This window comes from Citrobacter sp. Cpo109 (assembly GCF_030332565.1).
GTDB lineage: Bacteria > Pseudomonadota > Gammaproteobacteria > Enterobacterales > Enterobacteriaceae > Citrobacter > Citrobacter portucalensis.
Window position 1 is genome coordinate 404,104 of sequence record NZ_JAOWHQ010000069.1, and the last position, 25,426, is coordinate 429,529.

Genomic DNA, 25,426 nt, shown 5'->3' on the forward strand with positions numbered 1-25,426 from the left:
ATGGGAAGTGGATGGCATGAATGGCCGCTGATGATCTTCACGGTCTTCGGGCAGTGTGTGGTTGGCGGTTTTATCGTTCTGGCGCTGGCGTTGATGAAAGGGGGCTTACGCCCAGAATCGCAGCAACGCGTAATTACCTGCATGTTTGGGCTGTGGGTATTAATGGGCATTGGATTTATTGCTTCCATGCTCCATTTGGGCTCACCGATGCGCGCCTTTAACTCACTCAATCGCGTTGGGTCATCTGCGTTGAGTAACGAAATTGCCAGCGGCTCACTCTTCTTTGCCGTTGGCGGTATCGGCTGGCTGCTGGCTATGTTGAAGAAAATGTCGCCCGCATTACGCAATCTGTGGTTAGTTGTCACCATGGTGCTGGGTGTGGTTTTTGTCTGGATGATGGTGCGCGTGTATAACACCATCGATACCGTACCGACCTGGTACAGCGTCTGGACACCGCTGGGCTTCTTCCTGACGATGTTTATGGGCGGTCCGCTGCTGGGATATCTGTTACTGAGAATTGCTGGCGTGGATGGTTGGGCGATGCGTCTGCTGCCGGCTATATCAGTGCTTGCTCTGGTCGTGAGCGCCATCATGTCGGTAATGCAGGGGACTGAACTGGCGACAATCCACAGTTCGATTCAACAGGCCTCTGCGCTGGTTCCGGATTACGGTTCGCTGATGGCGTGGCGGATTGTGGCACTGGCCTTAGCGCTATGCTGCTGGATAGTACCGCAAGTGAAGGGTTACCAGCCTGCCGTTCCGTTGCTTTCTGTCGCGTTTATTCTGCTGTTAGTCGGCGAGCTGATTGGTCGTGGCGTGTTCTACGGGCTGCATATGACCGTCGGTATGGCGGTGGCGAGTTAATCCATAATATGCCGGATGGCGGCTCGTGCTTTATCAAGCCTACAATATCCGTAGGCCTTAAAGCTGCGCGCTATCCGGCTACATGTCAGGCCAGGGTTTTGCCCCAGTCTTTACTTCTGCTTAGTTAACGTGTCATAGCTGGTCATCAGATTGCGATAATCCGGAATGTGATTAGAGAACAACGTCGCCAGACCTTCGATATCGTTGCGCCAGTCGCGGTGCAGTTCGCATGCTACTCCGAACCATGTCATCAATTGAGCGCCTGCTTGAGACATCCGATCCCATGCTGAATGGCGGGTAATTTCATTAAACGTGCCTGAAGCATCGGTGACAACAAAGACGTCAAAACCTTCTTCAATAGCCGAGAGCGCTGGGAAAGCGACGCAAACTTCCGTCACGACACCAGCGATAATCAGCTGCTTTTTGCCGGTCGCTTTTACTGCTTTCACGAAATCTTCGTTATCCCATGCGTTAATGTTTCCTGGGCGAGCAATGTAGGGCGCATCGGGAAATTGAGCTTTCAGTTCCGGTACCAGCGGTCCGTTTGGTCCTGTCTCAAAACTGGTTGTCAGAATGGTTGGGAGGTTGAAGTATTTTGCTAAGTCACCGAGCGCAAGCACGTTGTTTTTAAATTTATCGGGATCGATATCCCGAACCAGAGAGAGCAGGCCAGCCTGATGGTCGACCAGCAGTACTGCCGCATTGTCTTTATCAAGTCTTACGTAAGGTTTAGTCATGGTATTTCTCCTGTTCAGTATCAGTGGGGGAAATTTGATGAGTTTAAGTCTACGAAAAGAACGATATTTGGATTAGATAGATAAATAGGAACTCACTGTTCTATTTTGAAGACAATGCAGCTCAGCATCCCGCATAGAGTTTAGTAAGAAATAAAAGTAAGGGGAGTCCATGAAATTTTTCGACTGAACGTAACGCGAGATTTTTGTTTTAGATCAATAAAAACAAGCAGATGTGTTTTTGTGTTTTTTATCTATTCACATTAAGAATCAGTAATGCAAATCGATCGACCAGAAAGCGCCTCAGCCCTCTGATTCCGCCGATTGACAATGTTTTTAGCAGTGGCATGATGCGCATGAAATTTGAACTTCCTCACGGTTTTTATTCATGTCCACGTATACCCGTCCCGTCATGCTATTGCTGTGCGGGCTACTTCTGTTGACCCTGGCGATCGCCGTGTTAAACACGCTCGTCCCGCTTTGGCTCGCCCATGAAAATCTGCCCACCTGGCAGGTAGGTGTGGTGAGCTCGTCTTACTTTACCGGTAATCTGGTAGGGACGTTGCTGACAGGTTATTTAATAAAACACCTTGGTTTTAATCGCAGCTATTACATCGCCTCGCTTATTTTCGCCGCGGGCTGTGTCGGGCTGGGGATTATGGTGGGATTCTGGAGCTGGATGACATGGCGTTTTATCGCCGGTGTTGGCTGCGCCATGATCTGGGTGGTCGTGGAAAGCGCGCTGATGTGCAGCGGGACGTCCCGTAATCGCGGACGGTTACTTGCCGCCTATATGATGATCTATTATGTGGGAACGTTTTTAGGCCAACTGCTGGTTAGTAAAGTATCAACAGAATTGATGAACGTCCTGCCGTGGGTGACGGGTACTATCCTGGCGGGTGTTTTGCCACTGCTATTTACGCGCATTGCTAATCAGCAGGGCGATGAACAGCAGTCTACGCCTATTGTCTCCATGCTGAGGTTGCGTCAGGCGCGCTTGGGCGTTAATGGCTGCATTATTTCCGGGATCGTGCTGGGGTCTTTGTATGGCCTGATGCCGCTGTATCTCAACCATCAGGGGGTGAGCAACGCCAGCATTGGTTTCTGGATGGCGGTCCTGGTAAGTGCCGGTATTCTGGGTCAATGGCCGATTGGCCGTCTGGCGGACAAGCTGGGACGTCTGCTGGTTTTACGCGTCCAGGTCTTCGTGGTGATCGTCGGGAGTATCGCCATGCTGAACCAGGCGGCGATGGCGCCCGCGTTGTTTATGTTGGGTGCGGCAGGCTTTACCCTCTACCCGGTCGCGATGGCCTGGGCCTGTGAAAAGGTGGAACATCATCAGCTGGTCGCCATGAATCAGGCATTGTTATTGAGCTATACCGTGGGCAGCCTGCTGGGACCTTCATTTACTGCGATGCTGATGCAGAATTATTCAGATAGCTTGCTGTTTATCATGATCGCCAGCGTATCGTTTATTTATTTACTGATGCTGTTGCGTAAGACGGGCCATACGCCTAATTCTATTGCGCACATTTGACCTGATTTAACAGAATATGAACAGGTTCCCATACATACTGTTTATGTATGCTTTATGGGAACCTGCATTATTTAATTGCACACGTCTGTCCTGAAAATAAAGTGTGCAGAAGGTTATAGTTTTACATCCTGCCGTTTCCGCTCGCTCATTTTACCGCGCATAATCCCACGCCTCATATATTGATAATCAAAAAGCTTCCACAAAGGATTGCGTATGGCTGGTGTGCAGGAAAAACAATTGCGATGGTACAACATTGCATTGATGTCATTTATTACCGTCTGGGGTTTTGGTAACGTCGTCAACAACTATGCTAATCAGGGATTGGTTGTTGTCTCCTCCTGGATATTTATTTTCGCGCTCTATTTTATTCCTTATGCGTTGATCGTCGGGCAGCTTGGCTCAACCTTTAAAGAGGGTAAAGGCGGCGTCAGTACCTGGATTAAACATACCATGGGGCCAGGGTTGGCCTATCTTGCTGCCTGGACCTATTGGGTTGTGCATATACCTTATCTGGCGCAAAAACCGCAGGCTATTCTGATTGCGCTGGGATGGGCGCTGAAGGGCGATGGTTCGTTGATTAAAGAGTACACCGTCGTGGCGTTGCAGGGACTAACGCTGGCGCTGTTTGTCTTTTTCATGTGGGTTGCGTCCCGTGGCATGAAGTCACTGAAAATTGTTGGGTCAGTTGCTGGCATCGCGATGTTTGTGATGTCCATTTTGTATGTCGTGATGGCGGTAACCGCGCCTGCAATTACGGATGTGCAAATAGCGACAACCAATATCACCTGGGAATCGTTTATCCCGCACATCGATTTTACCTACATTACTACGATCTCCATGCTGGTCTTTGCTGTGGGCGGTGCGGAGAAAATTTCGCCATACGTTAATCAGACACGTAATCCGGGCAAAGAATTTCCAAAAGGGATGCTCGTTCTGGCTGTTATGGTAGCGGTATGCGCGATTCTCGGGTCGCTGGCTATGGGAATGATGTTTGACTCCCGGCATATTCCAGATGACCTGATGACGAATGGTCAATATTACGCCTTCCAGAAATTGGGTGAGTATTATGGTATGGGTAATTCGCTGATGGTTATTTACGCGATTGCCAATACGCTGGGACAGATTGCGGCATTGGTATTTTCTATTGATGCACCGCTTAAAGTTCTTCTGGGTGATGCTGATCGTAAATATATTCCCGAGAGCCTGTGTAAAACCAACGCTTCCGGTACGCCGGTCAATGGTTATATTCTGACGCTGGTGCTGGTAGCGATTCTGATTATGTTGCCAACACTGGGAATTGGCGACATGAACAACCTGTATAAATGGCTATTGAATCTTAACTCTGTCGTGATGCCATTGCGTTATTTATGGGTATTTGTGGCGTTCATTGCCGTTATTCGCCTGGCGCAAAAATATAAATCGGAATATGTCTTTATTCGCAACCGCTCGCTTGCGATGACCGTGGGGATCTGGTGCTTTGCCTTTACCGCATTTGCCTGTCTGACCGGGATCTTCCCGAAAATGGAAGCCTTTACCCCTGAGTGGACATTCCAGCTCACGCTGAATATCGTGACGCCATTTGTGCTGGTTGGACTGGGATTGATTTTCCCGCTACTGGCGAGAAGAGGGCGCTAAAGACGAGGGCAGGAGATAGCGTCGCTTTCTCCTGTTAACCGCGCCTTCGACTCAAATATTGTCGCTTAGATAGCAAAACGGCTGCCGTTCAGGGCAGCCGTTTCGTGGTGGCTAAAACTCAATACATCACTTTATGTCCATATTGCTCGAGAATGCCCTTCACGCGCTCCATGGTCTCTTTCTTCGGTGGTTTGACGCCATCCAGTTTGTACTCTTCGCCCATTGCCACCCATTTGTGTTTGCCCAGCTCGTGGTAAGGCAGCAGCTCGATTTTTTCAACGTTACCCATATCGCGGGTAAATTCGCCGAGGCGGTGTGCGGAGTCATCGTCATCAGACCAGCCAGGTACGACAACATAGCGGATCCACACTTTGATGTCTTTGTTTGACAGGTAACGCGCGAACTCCAGCGTGCGATGGTTAGATACGCCGACCAGATTCTGATGGATTTCATCGTTCATCTGTTTGAGATCGAGCATGACCAGGTCGGTGACTTCCAGCAACTCATCGATCACCGGATCATAGCGGCGAACAAAACCGTTGGTATCCAGACAGGTATGAATACCTTCTTTTTTACAAGCGCGGAACCAGTCACGTACGAATTCAGCTTGCAGGATAGCTTCGCCGCCAGACGCCGTCACGCCGCCGCCGGATGCGTTCATAAAGTGGCGATAGGTCACCACCTCTTTCATTAATTCGTCGACGGTGACTTCTTTACCGCCGTGTGTATCCCACGTGTCACGGTTATGGCAATACAGGCAGCGCATCAGACAGCCCTGAAAGAAGGTAATAAAGCGGATGCCCGGGCCATCAACAGTGCCACAGGATTCAAAGGAGTGAATGCGACCAATAACTGACATTGCGGTGTTTCTCCAGGTGTGGCCCATCCGGGGCCAGTGTTAGTGCACAGTTATTAACTGTGTCGAGTCTGTTTTGGCTGCTATCCATACTTTTCGTCTTTCAAGCTGCATCTTTGTTAGCTTCCTTCGCTCACCCCAGTCACGTACTTCTGTACGCTCCAGGGGATTCACTCCGTTGCCGCCTCAATGCAACTCGAAATCCATCGAGTATATAAGTATAGATAGCTGACAAAGCAGGCTATTAAAAAGGCCCCACTTACGTGGAGCCTTTATTGTACGCTTTTTAAAGTACGATTTCAGTCAAAACCAATTACATGGTCTGAGTGAAGGTACGAGTAATAACGTCCTGCTGCTGTTCTTTAGTCAGGGAGTTAAAACGTACTGCGTAGCCAGAAACGCGGATGGTCAGCTGCGGATATTTTTCCGGATGTTCCATCGCATCCAGCAGCATTTCGCGGTTCATGACGTTCACGTTCAGGTGCTGACCACCTTCGATGGACGCTTCGTGGTGGAAGTAACCATCCATCAGACCAGCCAGGTTGGTCTTACGAACTTCGTCGTCTTTACCCAGAGCGTTCGGAACGATAGAGAAGGTGTAAGAAATACCATCTTTAGCGTAAGCAAACGGCAGTTTAGCAACGGAGGTCAGAGAGGCAACAGCACCTTTCTGGTCACGACCGTGCATTGGGTTAGCACCCGGTCCGAACGGCGCGCCAGCACGACGACCATCTGGGGTATTACCAGTTTTCTTACCATAAACCACGTTAGAGGTGATGGTCAGAACAGACTGAGTCGGGATAGCGTTACGATAAGTAGTCAGTTTCTGAATTTTCTTCATGAAACGTTCTACCAGGTCAACCGCCATGTCATCAACGCGAGAGTCGTTGTTACCAAACTGCGGGTATTCGCCTTCGATTTCGAAGTCGATAGCCAGACCGTCTTCGTCACGAATCGGTTTAACTTTCGCATATTTGATTGCAGACAGGGAGTCAGCAGCAACGGACAGACCAGCGATACCACACGCCATGGTGCGGATAACGTCACGGTCGTGCAGCGCCATCAGAGAGGCTTCGTAGCTGTACTTGTCGTGCATGTAGTGGATAACGTTCAGCGCGGTGACGTACTGTTTAGCCAGCCAATCCATGAAGTGATCCATGCGGTCCATAACTTCGTCGAAGTTCAGAACGTCGCCTTTGATCGGTTCAGATTTAGGACCAACCTGCATTTTCAGTTTTTCATCAACGCCACCGTTGATTGCGTACAGCATGGTTTTCGCCAGGTTTGCACGCGCACCGAAGAACTGCATTTGTTTACCAACAACCATCGGGCTTACGCAGCAAGCGATAGCGTAGTCGTCGTTGTTGAAGTCCGGACGCATCAGGTCATCGTTCTCGTACTGCAGAGAAGAGGTGTCGATGGACACTTTAGCGGCGAATTTCTTGAAGTTCAGAGGCAGTTTTTCAGACCACAGAACAGTGATGTTCGGCTCCGGAGAAGGACCCATGGTGTACAGGGTGTTCAGGAAGCGGAAGCTGTTTTTGGTAACCAGAGTACGGCCATCAACGCCCATACCACCGATTGATTCAGTTGCCCAAATCGGGTCACCGGAGAACAGTTCATCATATTCAGGAGTACGCAGGAAGCGAACCATACGCAGTTTCATGACCAGGTGGTCGATCATTTCCTGTGCGTCTTGCTCGGTGATTTTGCCTGCTTTCAGGTCACGTTCGATGTAAGCATCCAGGAAGGTGGATACGCGACCGAAGGACATTGCTGCACCGTTCTGAGATTTAACTGCGGCCAGATAGCCGAAGTAAGTCCACTGGATAGCTTCCTGAGCGTTGGTAGCCGGACCAGAGATATCGCAGCCATATTTAGCAGCCATTTCTTTGATCTGACCCAGAGCGCGGTGCTGTTCAGCGATTTCTTCACGCAGACGGATAGTTGCTTCCAGGTTTACGCCGTTTTCCAGATCGGACTGCAGAGAGACGAACTGAGCGTATTTGTCTTTCATCAGGTAGTCGATACCGTACAGCGCAACGCGACGGTAGTCACCGATGATACGGCCACGGCCATACGCATCTGGCAGACCAGTCAGAACACCGGATTTACGGCAGTTCAGAATGTCTTTGGTGTAAACATCGAATACGCCCTGGTTGTGGGTTTTGCGGTATTCGGTGAAGATTTTTTTCAGCATCGGGTCCAGTTCGCGATTGTACGCTTTGCAGGAACCTTCAACCATTTTGATGCCGCCAAACGGAATGATCGCACGTTTCAGCGGAGCTTCAGTCTGCAGACCAACAATCTTCTCGAGCGCTTTGTTGATGTAGCCAGCGTCGTGAGAAGTGATGGTAGAAGCAACGGAGGTGTCAAAGTCAACAGGCGCGTGAGTGCGGTTTTCCTGTTTAACGCCTTCCATCACGCTGTCCCACAGTGCAGTGGTCGCATCAGTTGCGCCAGCCAGGAAGGACTCGTCACCCTCATACGGAGTGTAGTTTTTCTGAATGAAGTCACGTACGTTTACTTCATTCTGCCAATCACCTTTGGTAAAACCTTCCCAGGCTGTGGCTAACTTTTCATTAAGCTCGGACATGTAACACCTACCTTCTTAAGTGGATTTTTTATTTACTGCGTGTAATGGGCATCAACAGATTAATGATGATCGTTACCACGCAGATAAATGACCCAGTATGTCAACCCGACCAACAAACCGCCGCCGATAATGTTACCGATCGTAACCGGAATCAGGTTATCGGTGATGAAATTCATCACGGTCAGGTGAGAAAAATTCTCCGGAGAAGACCCAACTGCGGTCCAGAATTCCGGGGTGGCGAAATCGCGTATTACAATACCCATAGGGATCATAAACATGTTTGCGATACTGTGCTCAAAACCGCTGGCAACAAACATTGCGACCGGTAATACCATGATAAACGCTTTGTCCATCAGGCTGCGGCCCGAGTAGCTCATCCATACGGCCAGACACACCATCAGGTTAGCCAGGATACCAAGGCTCACTGCCTCAACAAAAGTATGGTGCACTTTGTGGTCGGCTGTTTGCAGAACGTTGAGCCCCCATGCGCCGTTGGCGGTCATATACTCGCCAGAAAGCCACATGAGTAACACAAAGATCAGGGCGCCAATCAGGTTGCCGACATAAACGTTAAGCCAGTTTTTCGCTAACTGACCCCAGGTAATACGACCACTGGCTTTAGCAACGACGATCAGTACGGTTGAAGTGAAGAGGTCTGCACCGCAGACAACACAAAGGATCAGCCCCAGGGAAAAGCAGATACCACCTACTAATTTCGCCATGCCGAAAGGCATAGTACCAGTGCCGGTTGTGGCGGTGATATAGAAAACAAAGGCAATTGAAATGAATACACCGGCAGTAATTGCCAGATAGAACGTCTTAAGCGGATGTTTCGTTGCTTTATAGACGCCTGCTTCTTCGGCAACTTTGGCCATTGCAGCAGGTAGAATAAGATCAAAAGGGTTGTCAGCTTTCACACTAACTCTCTCTTTATTAAGTCGGCGACGAGATACTAACAAAGCATTATAGATGAGAATTTGATATAGATCATATCTCGCCTGGCTTATAGGCCCGTAAGACGCATGGTTTTTATGCGATTACGGTGTAACATGTTGATTATCCATATAAAAATAAATTTTAAAAATTATAAAGTGAGTTGAATTTTTTCTTTCAGCCTCCTATGGGACGGTTAATTAAAATGGAGTAATTGAGATAAAAAACCACATTAATAAGCTAATTTTTTTAATATCAACTACTAATATTTAACCTTGCCTTTACATTTATTTTTTGGTTTGACCAAAATAAAAAACGGGGCGCTTTAAGCGCCCCGTAATATAGCTCAGACAATACATTTAGCCTACTCGAGGCAAGTTGTTTGTCACTATTTTGACCAGTGTGCCGCTTTCGCGCGTTGCAATTTCTCATAGGCTTTCAGCAGAGACTGATGTGCCGGGAATGCGTGCAGATCGCTGTCTACTGGCTGAAGTCCATAAAACGGCGCTTCACCACTCAGTGCCGCACTTGCCGCTTCAACCGCCTCAGCGCCGTACATGCGGACGAATGCGTTCAGATACTGCAGCGGCTGACGGTCTTCTTCCTGAGACAGCAGCAACAATGTTTGCAGGCAGCGATAGTAGTTTGCACGTTCCGCGCTAAAGACGGAGGCGTTAAATTCCATCGTCCATTCGGTCCACACCAGGGCTTGCTCCAGATCGCCACCGGCCAGCGCCAGCATCACTTTAAGCTCGCCAATACGCAGGGTGTACCAACCGTTATCCGCACCGGTCGCCAGACCGAGCAGCTCGCGCACGCGGGTGAAGTCGTCAAAACCTTCTTCATCCAACTGTTCAATCAGATTGAGGTAGTCTTCTTTATCCCACTCACTGCCTGGCAGCGAGAGAATGGTGTCACGCAGATGGGTGCCCATAGCGTTGTTGGCTAACCACAGATCTTCTGCCGGATAGATGTCAGACATTCCCGGAACAATAATGCGGCACGCGTAAACGCCCAGGTGCTCATAGTCAGCGATATACACTTCTTTATCTTCAGCATTGAAGATGGCCATCAGGGTGGCGAACTCTTCTTCCGTGGTGCCGGAGAAATTCCAGTCAACGAACGGATAGTCGGCATCCTGCTTGAACAGATCCCAGGAGATCAGACCGCTGGAATCGATGAAGTGAGTTTCAAGGTTGGTATGTTCTGCCACTTCCTCATCGTCGAAGGTCGGTGGGGTGAAGACATCAAGATCCTTCAGACCACGGCCCTGCAGCAGTTCAGTCACGGTACGCTCCAGCGCAACGCCGAAATCCGGGTGTGCGCCGAAGGAGGCAAAGCAGGTACCGTTGGCCGGGTTGAACAGGACAACGCAAATCACCGGATACTTGCCGCCCAGCGAGCCATCGTAGGCAAAAATTGGGAAACCTTCCGCTTCCAGTGTGGCGATGGACTCCACCACTGCCGGATAGCGCGCCATCACCTCGGCCGGGATTTCCGGCAGGCTGATGCTTTCGGCGATAATACGGTTCTTCACATGGCGCTCAAAGACTTCAGACAGGCCCTGAACGCGAGCTTCGTTAGGTGTGTTACCCGCAGACATGCCGTTAGAAACATACAGATTGCCGATAATATTCATCGGAATGTAGACGGTCTGGTTATCAGATTGGCGGGTAAACGGCAGGCCGCAGACGCCACGTTCTTCATTACCAGACTGTAGATCGATAAGCATGCTGCCGGTCAGTTCGTTATCTGGATCGTAAAACGCACGCAGACGCGCATCCAGTAAACCTTCTGGAACATCGTCTTCTTCAGTCAGCGGGAACCATTTTTCGTTCGGGTAATGTACGAACGGGCCATTGGCGATAGTTTCGCCCAGCCAGAAATCCGCAAAGAAGTAGTTAGTCGACAGACGCTCAAAGTATTCGCCCAGCGCAGAAGCCAGCGCCGCTTTTTTTGTCGCGCCTTTACCGTTGGTGAAGCACAGCGCACATTCTTTGTCGCGAATATGTACAGACCAGACGTTAGGGACGGGATTCAACCACGAAGCTTCTTCAATTTGAAAACCGAGGTCGAGCAATTTTTGCTGGAAGCGAGCGATGGAGTCTTCCAGAGCGGCATCTTTGCCGGGGATAAATGTTTGCGTCATGAAAATCACTTTTGTCGTACGGAAAGCGCGCAATGATACGGGTTTTCAATGAACGGCGCTATCGTCGCCGGAGCCCATGCGTAAATAAAAGCATTGGCTATGCTTTCTTACAGCCAATCACGTTTAGAGCATATTAATGAAAGCTTTCGATTTACACCGTATGGCGCTTGATAAGGTGCCCATGGATTTTCTGGGGGAAGTTGCGCTACGCAGCCTTTACACCTTTATATTGGTTTTTCTGTTTTTAAAAATCACCGGACGTCGTGGCGTACGCCAGATGTCGCTTTTTGAAGTCCTTATCATCCTTACGCTGGGTTCCGCCGCGGGAGACGTGGCGTTTTATGACGATGTTCCGATGCTGCCGGTGCTGGTGGTCTTTATTACTCTTGCTGTGCTGTATCGGCTGGTAATGTGGCTAATGGCACATAGTGAAAAAATGGAGGACCTGCTGGAGGGCAAACCCGTCGTGATCATTGAAGACGGCGAGCTGGCATGGTCAAAGCTCAATAGCGCCAATATGACGGAATTTGAATTCTTTATGGAACTGCGTTTGAACGGCGTGGAGCAATTGGGACAAGTGAAACTGGCTATTCTGGAGACGAATGGGCAAATCAGCGTCTACTTCTTTGCTGATGAAGACGTAAAGCCGGGGCTCAGTATTCTGCCTAAACGTTGTACGCAACGATTTAAAGTAATACCTGAAGCAGGGGACTATGCCTGCATACGTTGTAGCGAAGTGGTGCAAATGAGCGCCGGAGATCATCAATTATGTCCGCGCTGTGCAAATCCAGAATGGTCGAAGGCCAGTCGGGCAAAACGGGTTACCTGACAGCAAAAATCTCGGTTTTTACCCGTCAATCCGATAGATTCTGTTGTGTGACCGATGACACATTTTTACCCTTGCCAGTTTTACCCATTGCGGCGCGTGTCACTGAATGATAAAACCGATATCCACAGGAATAACTTATACCAATGTCTGTCACCGGATTATCGTCAATGACAGGATGTTGATTGGACAACAACACAACGTGGTGAGGGGAAATGGCTCAGGTCTTCAATTTTAGTTCAGGTCCGGCAATGTTACCGGCAGAAGTACTTAAACTGGCTCAACAGGATCTTTGTGACTGGAACGGTCTTGGCACGTCAGTGATGGAAATTAGCCACCGTGGCAAAGAGTTCATCCAGGTCGCAGAGGAAGCGGAGCAGGATTTTCGCGATCTTCTCAGCATCCCCTCCAACTATAAAGTGTTGTTCTGCCATGGTGGTGGTCGTGGGCAATTCGCGGGTATACCGTTAAATATTCTGGGCGATAAAACCACCGCGGATTACGTCGATGCCGGTTATTGGGCCGCCAGCGCAATTAAAGAAGCGAAAAAATACTGCACGCCAAACGTTATTGATGCCAAAGTCACCGTGGACGGCCTGCGTGCTGTTAAGCCGATGAGTGAATGGCAACTTTCTGATAACGCGGCATACCTGCACTATTGCCCGAACGAAACCATCGATGGCATTGCGATCGATGAAACGCCGAATTTTGCCAGCAACGTTGTGGTCACGGCGGATCTGTCCTCTACCATTCTTTCCGCACCGCTTGACGTTAGCCGTTATGGCGTAATTTATGCTGGGGCACAGAAAAATATCGGCCCGGCCGGCCTGACGATTGTCATCGTCCGTGAAGATTTGCTAGGTAAAGCTCATGTCTCATGCCCGTCAATCCTCGACTATACCGTGCTGAATGACAACGATTCCATGTTCAATACGCCGCCAACCTTTGCCTGGTATCTGTCTGGCCTGGTCTTTAAATGGCTGAAAAAGCAGGGCGGTGTTAATGCGATGGATAAAATTAACCAGCAAAAAGCGGAATTGCTCTACGGCGTAATCGATAACAGCGATTTCTACCGTAACGATGTGGCGAAACCCAACCGTTCACGCATGAACGTACCGTTCCAGCTGGCTGACAACGCATTGGATAAACTGTTCCTGGAAGAGTCTTTTGCTGCGGGCCTGCACGCGCTGAAAGGGCATCGCGTAGTCGGCGGTATGCGTGCGTCCATCTACAATGCCATGCCGCTTGAAGGTGTTAAAGCACTGACCGATTTCATGGTCGATTTCGAACGCCGCCGCGGCTAATCTGCTGTACTTTTCATCCCCACAGCTCGTCTGTGGGGTTTTTATGTCTGTTTTTGAGAGTCGAGTTTCATGGAATCCCTGACGTTACAACCCATTGCGCGGGTGGATGGCACCATCAATCTGCCTGGATCCAAAAGTGTTTCTAACCGCGCTTTGCTGCTGGCTGCATTAGCCAATGGCACCACTGTCCTGACCAATCTGCTGGACAGCGATGATGTTCGCCATATGCTCAATGCTCTGAATGCGTTAGGGATTAGCTATACCCTTTCTGCCGATCGTACCCGCTGCGAGATAGTTGGCAATGGCGGTGTGTTGCACGCAGAAGGTGCAGTTGAGCTGTTCCTTGGTAACGCCGGAACCGCAATGCGCCCGCTGGCCGCAGCGTTATGTCTGGGCAGCAATGACATCGTGCTGACGGGCGAACCGCGCATGAAAGAGCGCCCGATTGGCCATCTGGTTGATGCGCTGCGCCAGGGCGGAGCCAAAATTGACTATCTGGAGCAGGAAAACTATCCACCTTTACGTCTGCGCGGTGGCTTTACCGGAGGCCAGGTTGAGGTAGACGGTAGCGTTTCCAGCCAGTTCCTCACTGCGTTGCTGATGACTGCGCCGCTGGCGCCGCAGGATACGACGATCGCAATTAAAGGTGACCTGGTATCCAAACCTTACATTGATATCACACTGAACCTGATGAAAACGTTTGGTGTTGAAATTGAAAATCAAAACTACCAGCGCTTTGTCGTGAAGGGGCAGCAGCAGTATCAGTCACCGGGTGCATACCTGGTTGAAGGTGATGCTTCTTCCGCTTCCTATTTCCTTGCGGCGGGTGCTATTAAAGGCGGTACGGTAAAAGTTACCGGGATTGGCCGCAACAGCATGCAGGGTGATATTCGTTTTGCCGATGTACTGGAGAAAATGGGTGCAACCATTACATGGGGAGACGATTTTATTGCCTGTACTCACGGCGAGTTGAACGCAGTGGATATGGATATGAACCATATTCCTGATGCGGCGATGACTATTGCAACGGCGGCGCTGTTCGCTAAAGGCACCACAACATTACGTAATATCTACAACTGGCGCGTCAAAGAGACCGATCGTCTGTTCGCGATGGCGACGGAGTTACGCAAAGTGGGCGCGGAAGTGGAAGAGGGGCATGACTTTATCCGCATCACCCCGCCTGCAACATTGCAATTTGCGGACATCGCGACCTATAACGATCACCGCATGGCGATGTGTTTCTCGCTGGTGGCGCTGTCTGACACGCCGGTGACCATTCTTGACCCAAAATGTACCGCCAAAACCTTCCCGGATTATTTCGAACAGCTGGCTCGTATTAGTACATCTGCCTGATTTTATTGCCGCACTTTCGGGTGCGGCACATTCTGACATCTCCGGTTGCCTATTTATTCTACACTCAGCTTCAATGATTCTGCATTTTTCACACAAAGATAACGATCGTTGGCGTTGGCGCGTATAATGCGCGGCGTTCACGTTAATGTACGCCCTTTTAAGGAGAAAAAGATGACGGCAATTGCCCCGGTTATTACCATTGATGGCCCAAGTGGTGCAGGTAAAGGCACCTTGTGCAAGGCAATGGCGGAAGCATTGCAGTGGCATCTGTTAGATTCAGGCGCGATCTACCGCGTACTGGCGCTCGCAGCGTTACATCACCATGTTGATGTCACATCTGAAGATGCTCTGGTACCGCTTGCCTCACACCTTGATGTGCGTTTTATCTCAACAGACGGCAACCTGGAAGTCATTCTTGAAGGTGAAGATGTCAGCGGTGAAATACGTACTCAGGAAGTAGCGAATGCCGCCTCTCAGGTTGCGGCGTTTCCCCGCGTGCGTGAAGCGTTATTACGTCGTCAACGCGCATTTCGCGAATCCCCTGGTCTGATTGCTGATGGACGTGATATGGGCACCGTGGTGTTCCCGGATGCGCCGGTGAAAATTTTTCTGGACGCCTCCTCGCAAGAACGTGCGCATAGACGTATGCTACAGTTGCAGGAGAAGGGCTTTAGTGTTAACTTTGAACGCCTTTTGGCCGAGATCGAAGAACGCGATTATCGCGATCGTAATCGTGCTGTAGCGCCGCTGGTTCCCGCTGCTGATGCTTTAGTTTTGGATTCAACCCGATTAAGCATTGAGCAAGTGATTGAAAAAGCGTTACAATACGCGCGCCAAAAACTGGCTCTCGCTTAAGTGCGACCGAATTTGCAGTACCCCCGTTGCAATGGATTGACAGCGGGTATGTTAAACAACCCCATCCGGCATGGAGCCAGGTGGACGTTAAATATGAAACCTGAAGATTAAACATGACTGAATCTTTTGCTCAACTGTTTGAAGAATCCTTAAAAGAAATCGAAACCCGTCCGGGTTCCATCGTTCGTGGTGTTGTTGTTGCTATCGACAAAGACGTAGTACTGGTTGACGCTGGTCTGAAATCTGAGTCCGCCATTCCGGCAGAGCAGTTCAAAAACGCCCAGGGCGAGCTGGAAATCCAGGTTGGTGACGAAGTTGACGTTGCTCTGGATGCAGTAGAAGACGGCTTCGGTGAAACCCTGCTGTCCCGTGAAAAAGCTAAACGTCACGAAGCTTGGATCACGCTGGAAAAAGCTTACGAAGAAGCTGCAACCGTTACTGGTGTTATCAATGGCAAAGTCAAGGGTGGCTTCACTGTTGAGCTGAATGGTATTCGTGCGTTCCTGCCGGGTTCCCTGGTAGACGTTCGTCCGGTCCGCGACACGCTGCACCTGGAAGGCAAAGAGCTTGAATTCAAAGTAATCAAGCTGGATCAGAAGCGTAACAACGTTGTTGTTTCCCGTCGTGCCGTTATCGAATCCGAAAACAGCGCAGAACGCGATCAGCTGCTGGAAAACCTGCAGGAAGGCATGGAAGTTAAAGGTATCGTTAAGAACCTCACTGACTACGGTGCATTCGTTGATCTGGGTGGCGTTGACGGCCTGCTGCACATCACCGACATGGCATGGAAACGCGTTAAGCATCCGAGCGAAATCGTAAACGTTGGCGACGAAATCACTGTTAAAGTGCTGAAGTTCGACCGCGAGCGTACTCGTGTATCTCTGGGCCTGAAACAGCTGGGCGAAGATCCATGGGTAGCTATCGCTAAGCGTTATCCGGAAGGTACCAAACTGACTGGTCGCGTGACCAACCTGACCGACTACGGCTGCTTCGTTGAAATCGAAGAAGGCGTTGAAGGCTTGGTTCACGTTTCCGAAATGGATTGGACCAACAAAAACATCCACCCGTCCAAAGTTGTTAACGTTGGCGATGTAGTGGAAGTTATGGTTCTGGATATCGACGAAGAACGTCGTCGTATCTCCCTGGGTCTGAAGCAGTGCAAAAACAACCCATGGCAGCAGTTCGCGGAAACCCACAACAAGGGTGACCGTGTTGAAGGTAAAATCAAGTCTATCACTGACTTCGGTATCTTCATCGGCCTGGACGGCGGCATCGACGGCCTGGTTCACCTGTCTGACATCTCCTGGAACGTTGCAGGCGAAGAAGCAGTTCGTGAATACAAAAAAGGCGACGAAATCGCAGCAGTTGTTCTGCAGGTTGACGCAGAGCGTGAGCGTATCTCTCTGGGCGTTAAACAGCTCGCAGAAGATCCGTTCAACAACTGGGTTGCACTGAACAAGAAAGGCGCAATCGTAAACGGTAAAGTCACTGCAGTTGACGCTAAAGGCGCAACCGTAGAACTGGCTGACGGCGTTGAAGGTTACCTGCGCGCTTCTGAAGCTTCACGTGACCGCGTTGAAGATGCAACTCTGGTTCTGAGCGTAGGCGACGACGTTGAAGCTAAATTCACCGGCGTTGATCGTAAGAACCGTGCAATCAGCCTGTCTGTTCGTGCTAAAGACGAAGCTGATGAGAAAGATGCAATCGCAACTGTTAACAAACAGGAAGATGCTAACTTCTCTAACAACGCAATGGCTGAAGCTTTCAAAGCAGCTAAAGGCGAGTAATATCGAGTGCTCTAAATCCTTTGTGCTGTTAACGGCACAAAGGGTGACGAGTAGCTTGACAGATTACAGGATTCGTCCTGTAATCAATGACAAAGGGCGGCTACGGCCGCCCTTAATCAATGCAGCAGCTAATTATGCCTTTAAGGAACCGGAGGAATCATGACCAAGTCAGAATTGATTGAAAGACTTGCAACCCAGCAACCTCATATTCCCGCGAAAGCGGTTGAAGATGCAGTTAAAGAGATGCTGGAACATATGGCCTCGACTCTTGCGCAGGGCGAGCGTATTGAAATCCGCGGTTTCGGCAGCTTCTCTTTGCATTACCGCGCACCACGTACCGGACGTAATCCGAAGACCGGCGATAAAGTGGATCTGGAAGGGAAATACGTTCCGCACTTTAAACCAGGTAAAGAATTGCGCGATCGCGCCAATATTTACGGTTAAGTTTTTAGCGAGACTTAACGCCGAGAAAAGCACCCAAATGGGTGCTTTTTTCATTTCTGTCCACCTATCCTGGAATCCTCATCCCAGTTAATTTGTACGTTACAACCATCACTAAATGTCTGCGGAACTCAGGCCGTATAACGATAAATTGATGCCAGACAACCGTCGAAGAGTACTGCACACTCCCTGTAACAGGGAGGTGATTGATGAAAATAACAACGGTGAGTACCTGCGCATTACTCGGTATCCTCCCACTCATGCTATTACCCATGCTGCCAGGCATGTTGTGTATTGGCATTGTATTTTGTCTGGCATGTCTGCTCTGTTTTCTCCCCTACAAATATATGCGTTCCGCCGGACTAACCCTGCTGTTTTTTCTTTGGGGAATCCTGGCCGCGAAAGAGGCTATGTGGGCAGGTAATACGCTGCCTGCGAAAACCCAGCAAGCCATTGTGCGGATAACCGGAACTGACAATATGACAACGCACTACGGCCAGATCACTCACCTTCAGGGGAAACGAATCTTTCCTGCGCAAGGAATCGTCTTGTACGGGCAGTATTTACCCGGTGATGTTTGTGCGGGTCAGACATGGGCGATGACGTTGAAAGTCCGCGCTGTACACGGTCAATTAAACGAAGGCGGATTTGATAGCCAGCGTTACGCATTGGCGCAGCATCAACCGCTGACGGGACGATTCTTGCAGGCTTCGGTAATCACACCACAATGCAGTTTGCGTTCGCGGTATCTCGTCTCGCTGAAAACGGCACTGACCGACTATCCCTGGCAGCAGGTCATACTGGGTCTGGGAATGGGGGAGCGCTTGTCTGTGTCACAAGAGGTGAAAACAATTATGCGTGATACCGGCACGGCTCATTTGATGGCTATCTCCGGGCTGCATATTGCGTTTGCTGCATTACTGACCGCAGGATTGATACGTGCTGGACAATTTTTTATGCCAACAAGGTGGATTTGCTGGCAGATGCCATTAGTGGGTGGAATTGTCTGCGCCACATTTTATGCCTGGCTGACGGGGCTGCAACCCCCGGCATTACGAACGGTTGTTGCGCTGCTAGTCTGGGGAGCGCTGAGACTTAGCGGCAGGCAGTGGAGTGGATGGTCGGTCTGGATTTGCTGTCTGGCAGCCATCGTGGTGGTGGATCCTGTTGCTGTTCTTTCGCAAAGCCTATGGTTGTCTGCGTCCGCCGTTGCAGCACTGCTGTTCTGGTACCAATGGGTACCGCTCCCGGACTGGCCGCTGTCGCGTGCTGGACGTCAATTTCTGGCGCTGGCTCATCTGCAATTGGGTATTACGCTTCTGCTTCTTCCCGTGCAAATCGCAATGTTTCACGGTTTTAGTCTGACCTCGTTTCTGGCTAATTTGTTTGCCGTCCCTTTGGTCACGTTTGTTTCCGTACCCTTGATATTAGCAGGCATGATCATGCATTTAGCCGGGATGGTGATGGTTGAATCAAGCCTGTGGTATCTGGCGGATCGTTCTCTGGCGCTGCTATTTTGGGTGCTCAGAAGTCTGCCTGAAGGGTGGATCAATATTGATGCACGCTGGCAATGGCTCGCATTTTTACCCGGAATGATGATTATCGCATGGCGACTAAATATCTTGCGTACGCTACCGGTGGTCTGTTTCTCTGTGCTCCTTTTGCTGAGTGGGCCGCTTTGGCGTGCACCGCGTACTGATGTGTGGCAAGTGCATATGCTGGATGTCGGGCAGGGGCTGGCGATGGTGATCGCGCGAAATGGGAAAGCGCTGCTTTACGATACCGGTCTGGCATGGCCTGAAGGCGATAGCGCACAACATCTGATTATTCCCTGGTTGCGTTGGCATAATCTGGAGCCAGAAGGAATTATTTTAAGCCATGAGCACATGGATCACCGCGGCGGGTTGCACTCCTTACAACAAGCCTGGCCGTCGCTATGGGTAAGAAGTCCGCTGAGCTGGAAAGGTCATCTCCCGTGTTTTCGCGGAGAGCATTGGCAATGGCAAGGGTTAACCTTCAGTGCGCACTGGCCTGTGCGTGGAAATACAGACCAGGGGAATAACCACTCCTGTGTGGTTAAGGTCGATGACGGATATCAGAGTATTCTGCTGACCGGCGATATCGAATCTCCTGCTGAACAAAAAATGCTAAGTCACTATTGGCAGCACCTTCAGTCGACGGTGATGCAGGTTCCACATCATGGCAGCAATACTTCATCATCACTGGCACTCATTCAGCGGGTTGACGGGCAGGTCGCACTCGCCTCTGCATCCCGTTACAACGCCTGGCGTCTGCCGTCCTGGAAAGTGAAGCAACGTTATCGGCAACAAAATTATCAATGGCTGGATACCCCCCATCAGGGACAGATTACGCTGGATTTTTATCAAAAAAACTGGCGCATACGCAGCATGCGGGATCAGATTTTACCTCGTTGGTATCATCAGTGGTTTGGCGTGTCGGAGGATAACGGGTAGAATATGCGGCTATTCTAACAAATGCTGGTTTTTTGAATGCATAACGATAAAGATCTCTCTACGTGGCAGACGTTTCGCCGACTATGGCCAACCATAGCGCCTTTTAAATCGGGTCTGATCGTGGCGGGTATAGCGTTAGTCCTTAACGCGGCCAGCGATACCTTCATGTTATCGCTCCTTAAACCATTACTGGATGATGGTTTTGGTAAAACGGATCGCTCGGTGCTGCTGTGGATGCCGCTGGTGGTCATTGGGCTGATGATAGTTCGTGGCTTAACCAGCTATGTCTCCAGCTACTGTATCTCATGGGTGTCAGGCAAAGTGGTCATGACCATGCGCCGCCGCCTGTTTGGTCATATGATGGGCATGCCCGTCTCCTTTTTTGATAAACAGTCTACAGGGACATTGTTATCACGTATTACCTATGATTCAGAACAGGTTGCGTCATCGTCTTCCGGCGCGCTGATCACCGTGGTACGTGAAGGGGCCTCAATCATTGGCCTGTTTATCATGATGTTCTATTACAGCTGGCAGCTGTCGCTGATCCTGATTGTACTGGCGCCAATTGTGTCAGTGGCAATCCGTGTGGTTTCCAAGCGCTTTCGTAGCATCAGTAAAAACATGCAAAACACCATGGGGCAGGTTACGACCAGTGCGGAGCAGATGCTGAAAGGCCATAAAGAAGTTCTGATTTTTGGTGGTCAGGAAGTTGAAACCAAGCGCTTTGATAATGTCAGCAACAAGATGCGTTTGCAGGGCATGAAGATGGTTTCTGCTTCTTCTATCTCCGACCCTATCATCCAGCTGATTGCGTCTTTGGCACTGGCCTTCGTGTTATATGCGGCCAGCTTCCCAAGCGTAATGGAAAACCTGACAGCAGGTACAATTACGGTTGTCTTCTCCTCAATGATCGCATTAATGCGTCCGTTGAAATCTCTGACCAACGTCAACGCGCAGTTCCAGCGCGGTATGGCGGCATGCCAGACCTTATTTACGATTCTGGATAGCGAACAGGAGAAAGATGAAGGTAAACGTGTGATCGATCGTGCTACCGGCGATCTCGAGTTCCGCAACGTGACTTTCACTTATCCGGGACGTGAAGTACCGGCTCTGCGTAACATCAACCTGAATATTCCAGCGGGTAAAACCGTTGCTCTGGTTGGCCGTTCGGGCTCAGGGAAATCCACTCTCGCCAGCCTGATTACGCGCTTCTACGATGTTGATGAAGGGCAGATTCTGATGGACGGACACGATCTGCGCGAATATACCCTGGCATCACTGCGCGATCAGGTTGCGTTGGTTTCGCAGAATGTGCACTTGTTTAACGATACGGTTGCCAACAATATCGCCTACGCGCGTACCGATATGTACAGCCGTGAGCAGATCGAAAAAGCGGCACAGATGGCCTACGCTATGGATTTCATCAACAAGATGGACAATGGCCTGGATACGGTGATTGGTGAAAACGGCGTCCTGCTTTCCGGCGGACAACGTCAGCGTATCGCTATTGCCCGCGCCTTGTTGCGTGACAGCCCAATACTGATCCTTGATGAAGCAACATCGGCTCTTGATACTGAATCTGAACGCGCGATTCAGTCTGCGCTGGATGAGCTACAGAAAAACCGTACTTCTCTGGTCATTGCTCACCGTCTTTCAACCATTGAACAAGCCGACGAAATCATCGTGGTGGAGGATGGTCTGATTGTCGAACGCGGGACCCATAGCGAGCTGATTGAGCAGCGCGGGGTGTATGCACAATTACACAAAATGCAATTTGGTCAATGATCGCACGTATCTGGTCTGGTGAATCACCGCTGTGGCGATTGTTACTTCCACTCTCCTGGCTGTATGGCCTGGTGAGTGGCTCGATCCGCTTATGCTACAAGTTGGGGCTTAAACGCGCATGGCGCGCGCCAGTCCCGGTTGTGGTGGTCGGAAACCTTACCGCGGGCGGAAACGGTAAAACGCCGGTGGTGATTTGGTTGGTTGAACAACTGCGACAACGCGGGATCCGCGTGGGTGTGGTGTCGCGTGGTTATGGCGGGAAAGCGACTGCTTACCCGCTGTTGCTAACCGCTGATACTACTACCGCAGAAGCGGGCGATGAACCTGTGCTGATCGCCCAACGTACCAGCGTGCCGGTAGCGGTATCCCCGGTAAGATCGGATGCGGTAAAAGCCATTTTGGCCCAACACGATGTGCAGATTATTGTGACGGACGATGGACTACAGCACTATCGTCTGGCGCGAGATGTTGAAATCGTGGTCATTGACGGCGAACGTCGGTTTGGCAACGGTTGGTGGCTTCCCGCTGGTCCAATGCGGGAACGTGCAGGTCGCCTTAAATCGGTGGATGCGACTATTGTTAACGGTGGCGTTGCGCAGCCAGGGGAAATCCCTATGCGACTTGAACCGGGGCTGGCCGTTAATTTACGTACCGGTGAACGCCGTGATGTGGCGCAATTGTCCAATATTGTCGCCATGGCGGGCATTGGTCATCCACCGCGTTTTTTTGCCACGCTGAAAGCATGTGGTGCCAGCGTGCAAAAAACTATAGCGCTGGCAGACCATCAGTCTCTGACCTACAGTGACGTCAGTACGTTTGTAGACGCCGGGCAAACGCTGGTAATGACGGAAAAAGATGCGGTTAAGTGCCGGGCATTTGCCGATGAAAACTGGTGGTATTTACCTGTTGATGCACATTTGTCAGGCGATCGGCCTGATGTATTGCTGAATAGCTTAATCTCGCTGACTCGCTAACTGATTCACGCTGCGGCAGCGAATCATTTATGAGGCCATAAATGTCGTTGCCGCGCCTTTCTCTGACGGATGCCCGTCATCTTCACCTTTCCGCTCAAGGGCTGCTGAAAAAAACACGCCGTCGGACAACCCCAGCAGATATTCTTACCACCATTTCTCGCATGTCGTTACTGCAAATCGATACCATCAATATTGTGGCGCGCAGCCCTTACCTGGTGCTGTTTAGTCGTTTGGGCGATTATTCCCCCCAGTGGCTGGATGACGCATTGCAGCAGGGCGCATTGATGGAATACTGGGCGCACGAGGCCTGTTTTTTGCCGCGCAGCGACTTTATGCTGATACGCCACCGCATGCTGGCCCCGGAGAAAATGGGCTGGAAATATAAAGCGGCATGGATGAAAGAACATGCGCATGAAATTGAGCAACTGCTCCAGCACATCCAACATAACGGACCAGTACGCTCTGCCGATTTTGAGCATCCGCGCAAGGGGGTCAGCGGCTGGTGGGAATGGAAGCCGCATAAGCGTCATCTTGAAGGGCTGTTCACTGCCGGGAAAGTCATGGTGGTGGAACGGCGTAATTTCCAGCGAGTGTATGATCTAACCCATCGCGTCATGCCGCACTGGGATGATGAACGCGACCTGCTTTCGCAGGAAGATGCTGAAAGCGCCATGCTGGATAACAGCGCCCGTAGCCTGGGGATTTTTCGCGAACAGTGGCTGGCAGACTACTACCGCCTGAAGCGCCCGGCGCTAAAAAACTGGTGCAACGAACGGGCGGAACAGCGGCAGATTATTCCTGTCGACGTTGAGGGGCTAGGAGCCTTGTGGCTGCATAGCCACCTTCAGCCGCTGCTTGAACAGGCGCTGGCAGGCAAATTAACGGCGACCCACAGTGCAGTATTATCACCTTTTGATCCGGTGGTCTGGGATCGTAAACGGGCAGAGCAGCTATTCGATTTTAGCTACCGGCTGGAGTGTTATACGCCAGCACCGAAACGTCAGTATGGTTATTTTGTCTTGCCGTTGCTGCATCGTGGACAGTTGGTTGGGAGGATGGATGCCAAAATGCACCGTAAAACGGGTGTGCTGGACGTTATTTCGCTGTGGTTACAGGATGGGGTTAAGCCTGGAGTAACGTTGCAAAAAGGATTGTTTCAGGCGATTGACGATTTTGCCCGCTGGCAACAGGCAACACGCGTGACGCTGGGACGTTATCCTGAAGGTTTATTTGCTGATGCACGCCATGGTTGGGAAATAGACCCAGCCCTTTAAGCGATTATGTTAATATTTACGGATTCACAATCCGGTCCATCTGGAGGAACTATGGATCATCGTCTGCTTGAAATCATTGCCTGCCCGGTATGCAATGGCAAACTCTGGTTTAACCAGGAAAAACAGGAACTGATTTGTAAACTGGATAACCTTGCTTTCCCACTGCGTGATGGCATTCCCGTGTTACTGGAAACCGAAGCCCGCGTTCTGACTGCTGATGAGAGTAAATCATGAGTTTTGTGGTCATTATTCCTGCGCGTTATGCGTCCACACGTCTGCCGGGTAAGCCGCTGTTGGATATCAACGGCAAGCCGATGATCGTGCATGTACTGGAGCGTGCGCGTGAATCTGGCGCTGAACGTATCATCGTTGCCACCGATCACGAGGATGTCGCTCGCGCGGTAGAAGCGGTGGGTGGCGAAGTGTGCATGACTCGCGCCGATCACCAGTCTGGTACGGAGCGCCTGGCGGAAGTCGTCGAGAAATGTGGTTTTAGCGATGATACCGTTATTGTGAACGTACAGGGTGATGAGCCGATGATTCCGGCGGTCATTATTCGCCAGGTGGCTGAGAATCTGGCGCAACGTCAGGTCGGTATGGCGACTCTTGCGGCTCCGATTCACAGTGCCGAAGAGGCATTTAATCCGAATGCGGTAAAAGTCGTGTTGGACGCAGAAGGATATGCTCTCTATTTTTCACGCGCGACCATCCCATGGGATCGCGATCGTTTCGCCAAAAGTCTGGAAACGGTGGGAGACACCTTCCTGCGCCATCTGGGCATTTACGGCTATCGCGCTGGTTTTATTCGCCGCTATGTTAACTGGCAGCCAAGCCCGCTTGAGCATATCGAAATGCTGGAGCAGCTGCGAGTGCTGTGGTACGGCGAAAAAATTCACGTTGCCGTCGCAAAAGAAGTCCCGGGTACCGGCGTAGACACTGCCGAAGATCTTGAGCGCGTTCGCGCCGAAATGCATTAGTTTTTCTCACGGCACTCCTCCCATATTGAGGCGTATTTTTGGGAGGAGTGTCGTATCGTTGCGCTTTCCCTC

General features: G+C 50.6%; 20 protein-coding genes. 15 read left to right on the forward strand and 5 right to left on the reverse strand.

What is annotated here, in order from left to right; genetic code table 11:
* The gene (locus OGY71_RS19870; RefSeq protein WP_003831906.1) at positions 1 to 864 is read left to right on the forward strand and encodes a dimethyl sulfoxide reductase anchor subunit family protein; all 864 of its coding nucleotides are present in this window, start codon (positions 1 to 3) and stop codon (positions 862 to 864) included.
* A 110-nt stretch (positions 865 to 974) separates the two neighbouring features.
* On the opposite strand, the gene ycaC is transcribed toward OGY71_RS19870, so the two are convergent.
* Positions 975 to 1,601, reverse strand: coding sequence for an isochorismate family cysteine hydrolase YcaC (gene ycaC, locus OGY71_RS19875; protein ID WP_003035746.1), 627 nt, complete (start codon positions 1,599 to 1,601; stop codon positions 975 to 977).
* 385 nt (positions 1,602 to 1,986) lie between these two features.
* Here ycaC and OGY71_RS19880 point away from each other — a divergent pair, with 385 nt between their 5' ends.
* A complete protein-coding gene (locus OGY71_RS19880; protein ID WP_003831907.1) occupies positions 1,987 to 3,135 on the forward strand; it encodes an MFS transporter in 1,149 nt (382 codons plus the stop codon).
* A gap of 213 nt (positions 3,136 to 3,348) precedes the next feature.
* Positions 3,349 to 4,770 (forward strand): amino acid permease, encoded by a 1,422-nt coding sequence (locus OGY71_RS19885; protein ID WP_003035749.1) that lies wholly within the window; start codon positions 3,349 to 3,351, stop codon positions 4,768 to 4,770.
* Between the two features lie 118 nt (positions 4,771 to 4,888).
* Here OGY71_RS19885 and pflA read toward each other — a convergent pair whose 3' ends face one another.
* The 4 genes from pflA to ycaO all read right to left on the reverse strand — a co-directional run bounded on the left by pflA (position 4,889) and on the right by ycaO (position 11,304).
* Positions 4,889 to 5,629 (reverse strand): pyruvate formate lyase 1-activating protein, encoded by a 741-nt coding sequence (gene pflA, locus OGY71_RS19890; RefSeq protein ID WP_003035751.1) that lies wholly within the window; start codon positions 5,627 to 5,629, stop codon positions 4,889 to 4,891.
* 310 nt (positions 5,630 to 5,939) lie between these two features.
* Positions 5,940 to 8,222 carry a formate C-acetyltransferase gene (gene pflB, locus OGY71_RS19895; RefSeq protein WP_003035753.1) on the reverse strand — a complete coding sequence of 761 codons (2,283 nt, stop codon included), beginning with the start codon at positions 8,220 to 8,222 and terminating at the stop codon, positions 5,940 to 5,942.
* Positions 8,223 to 8,281: 59 nt separating this feature from the next.
* Positions 8,282 to 9,139: a formate transporter FocA gene (gene focA, locus OGY71_RS19900; protein ID WP_003831909.1), complete on the reverse strand. Its 858-nt coding sequence runs from the start codon at positions 9,137 to 9,139 to the stop codon at positions 8,282 to 8,284.
* 404 nt (positions 9,140 to 9,543) lie between these two features.
* The gene (gene ycaO / locus OGY71_RS19905) at positions 9,544 to 11,304 is read right to left on the reverse strand and encodes a 30S ribosomal protein S12 methylthiotransferase accessory factor YcaO (protein ID WP_020996515.1); all 1,761 of its coding nucleotides are present in this window, start codon (positions 11,302 to 11,304) and stop codon (positions 9,544 to 9,546) included.
* A gap of 136 nt (positions 11,305 to 11,440) precedes the next feature.
* On the opposite strand from ycaO, the gene OGY71_RS19910 reads away from it, so the two are divergent.
* The 12 genes from OGY71_RS19910 (at position 11,441) to kdsB (ending at position 25,354) form a co-directional block, all read left to right on the forward strand.
* Complete coding sequence (locus OGY71_RS19910; RefSeq protein WP_003831913.1) at positions 11,441 to 12,133, forward strand: DUF421 domain-containing protein; 693 nt, start codon at positions 11,441 to 11,443, stop codon at positions 12,131 to 12,133.
* Positions 12,134 to 12,345: 212 nt separating this feature from the next.
* Positions 12,346 to 13,434, forward strand: coding sequence for a 3-phosphoserine/phosphohydroxythreonine transaminase (serC, locus tag OGY71_RS19915; RefSeq protein ID WP_003831917.1), 1,089 nt, complete (start codon positions 12,346 to 12,348; stop codon positions 13,432 to 13,434).
* A 69-nt stretch (positions 13,435 to 13,503) separates the two neighbouring features.
* Entirely contained in the window at positions 13,504 to 14,787 is a 1,284-nt protein-coding gene (aroA, locus tag OGY71_RS19920) for a 3-phosphoshikimate 1-carboxyvinyltransferase (RefSeq protein ID WP_003831919.1), read from the forward strand.
* Between the two features lie 171 nt (positions 14,788 to 14,958).
* A complete protein-coding gene (cmk, locus tag OGY71_RS19925; protein ID WP_003831921.1) occupies positions 14,959 to 15,642 on the forward strand; it encodes a (d)CMP kinase in 684 nt (227 codons plus the stop codon).
* 113 nt (positions 15,643 to 15,755) lie between these two features.
* Entirely contained in the window at positions 15,756 to 17,429 is a 1,674-nt protein-coding gene (rpsA, locus tag OGY71_RS19930; protein WP_003035776.1) for a 30S ribosomal protein S1, read from the forward strand.
* A gap of 159 nt (positions 17,430 to 17,588) precedes the next feature.
* On the forward strand, positions 17,589 to 17,873 hold the full coding sequence (ihfB, locus tag OGY71_RS19935; protein ID WP_003035780.1) for an integration host factor subunit beta: 285 nt from the start codon (positions 17,589 to 17,591) through the stop codon (positions 17,871 to 17,873).
* Positions 17,874 to 18,079: 206 nt separating this feature from the next.
* Positions 18,080 to 20,344: a ComEC family protein gene (locus OGY71_RS19940; protein WP_286613571.1), complete on the forward strand. Its 2,265-nt coding sequence runs from the start codon at positions 18,080 to 18,082 to the stop codon at positions 20,342 to 20,344.
* A gap of 36 nt (positions 20,345 to 20,380) precedes the next feature.
* Positions 20,381 to 22,129 (forward strand): lipid A ABC transporter ATP-binding protein/permease MsbA, encoded by a 1,749-nt coding sequence (msbA, locus tag OGY71_RS19945; protein ID WP_003831926.1) that lies wholly within the window; start codon positions 20,381 to 20,383, stop codon positions 22,127 to 22,129.
* Positions 22,126 to 23,103 (forward strand): tetraacyldisaccharide 4'-kinase, encoded by a 978-nt coding sequence (gene lpxK, locus OGY71_RS19950; RefSeq protein ID WP_286613572.1) that lies wholly within the window; start codon positions 22,126 to 22,128, stop codon positions 23,101 to 23,103. The genes msbA and lpxK overlap by 4 nt, the downstream gene beginning before the upstream one ends.
* Before the next feature lie 41 nt (positions 23,104 to 23,144).
* Entirely contained in the window at positions 23,145 to 24,377 is a 1,233-nt protein-coding gene (locus tag OGY71_RS19955) for a winged helix-turn-helix domain-containing protein (RefSeq protein WP_286613573.1), read from the forward strand.
* Between the two features lie 51 nt (positions 24,378 to 24,428).
* Positions 24,429 to 24,611: a protein YcaR gene (gene ycaR / locus OGY71_RS19960; RefSeq protein ID WP_003035793.1), complete on the forward strand. Its 183-nt coding sequence runs from the start codon at positions 24,429 to 24,431 to the stop codon at positions 24,609 to 24,611.
* Positions 24,608 to 25,354: a 3-deoxy-manno-octulosonate cytidylyltransferase gene (kdsB, locus tag OGY71_RS19965; protein WP_003831932.1), complete on the forward strand. Its 747-nt coding sequence runs from the start codon at positions 24,608 to 24,610 to the stop codon at positions 25,352 to 25,354. The genes ycaR and kdsB overlap by 4 nt, the downstream gene beginning before the upstream one ends.
* Positions 25,355 to 25,426: the final 72 nt, after the last annotated feature.

Bases quoted from the DNA above. Each gene is read 5' to 3' on its own strand.
- OGY71_RS19870 (WP_003831906.1), top strand. From the start codon at position 1: ATGGGAAGTGGATGGCATGAATGGCCGCTGATGATCTTCACGGTCTTC.
- ycaC (WP_003035746.1), bottom strand. From the start codon at position 1,601: ATGACTAAACCTTACGTAAGACTTGATAAAGACAATGCGGCAGTACTG.
- OGY71_RS19880 (WP_003831907.1), top strand. From the start codon at position 1,987: ATGTCCACGTATACCCGTCCCGTCATGCTATTGCTGTGCGGGCTACTT.
- OGY71_RS19885 (WP_003035749.1), top strand. From the start codon at position 3,349: ATGGCTGGTGTGCAGGAAAAACAATTGCGATGGTACAACATTGCATTG.
- pflA (WP_003035751.1), bottom strand. From the start codon at position 5,629: ATGTCAGTTATTGGTCGCATTCACTCCTTTGAATCCTGTGGCACTGTT.
- pflB (WP_003035753.1), bottom strand. From the start codon at position 8,222: ATGTCCGAGCTTAATGAAAAGTTAGCCACAGCCTGGGAAGGTTTTACC.
- ycaO (WP_020996515.1), bottom strand. From the start codon at position 11,304: ATGACGCAAACATTTATCCCCGGCAAAGATGCCGCTCTGGAAGACTCC.
- OGY71_RS19910 (WP_003831913.1), top strand. From the start codon at position 11,441: ATGAAAGCTTTCGATTTACACCGTATGGCGCTTGATAAGGTGCCCATG.
- serC (WP_003831917.1), top strand. From the start codon at position 12,346: ATGGCTCAGGTCTTCAATTTTAGTTCAGGTCCGGCAATGTTACCGGCA.
- aroA (WP_003831919.1), top strand. From the start codon at position 13,504: ATGGAATCCCTGACGTTACAACCCATTGCGCGGGTGGATGGCACCATC.
- cmk (WP_003831921.1), top strand. From the start codon at position 14,959: ATGACGGCAATTGCCCCGGTTATTACCATTGATGGCCCAAGTGGTGCA.
- rpsA (WP_003035776.1), top strand. From the start codon at position 15,756: ATGACTGAATCTTTTGCTCAACTGTTTGAAGAATCCTTAAAAGAAATC.
- ihfB (WP_003035780.1), top strand. From the start codon at position 17,589: ATGACCAAGTCAGAATTGATTGAAAGACTTGCAACCCAGCAACCTCAT.
- OGY71_RS19940 (WP_286613571.1), top strand. From the start codon at position 18,080: ATGAAAATAACAACGGTGAGTACCTGCGCATTACTCGGTATCCTCCCA.
- msbA (WP_003831926.1), top strand. From the start codon at position 20,381: ATGCATAACGATAAAGATCTCTCTACGTGGCAGACGTTTCGCCGACTA.
- lpxK (WP_286613572.1), top strand. From the start codon at position 22,126: ATGATCGCACGTATCTGGTCTGGTGAATCACCGCTGTGGCGATTGTTA.
- OGY71_RS19955 (WP_286613573.1), top strand. From the start codon at position 23,145: ATGTCGTTGCCGCGCCTTTCTCTGACGGATGCCCGTCATCTTCACCTT.
- ycaR (WP_003035793.1), top strand. From the start codon at position 24,429: ATGGATCATCGTCTGCTTGAAATCATTGCCTGCCCGGTATGCAATGGC.
- kdsB (WP_003831932.1), top strand. From the start codon at position 24,608: ATGAGTTTTGTGGTCATTATTCCTGCGCGTTATGCGTCCACACGTCTG.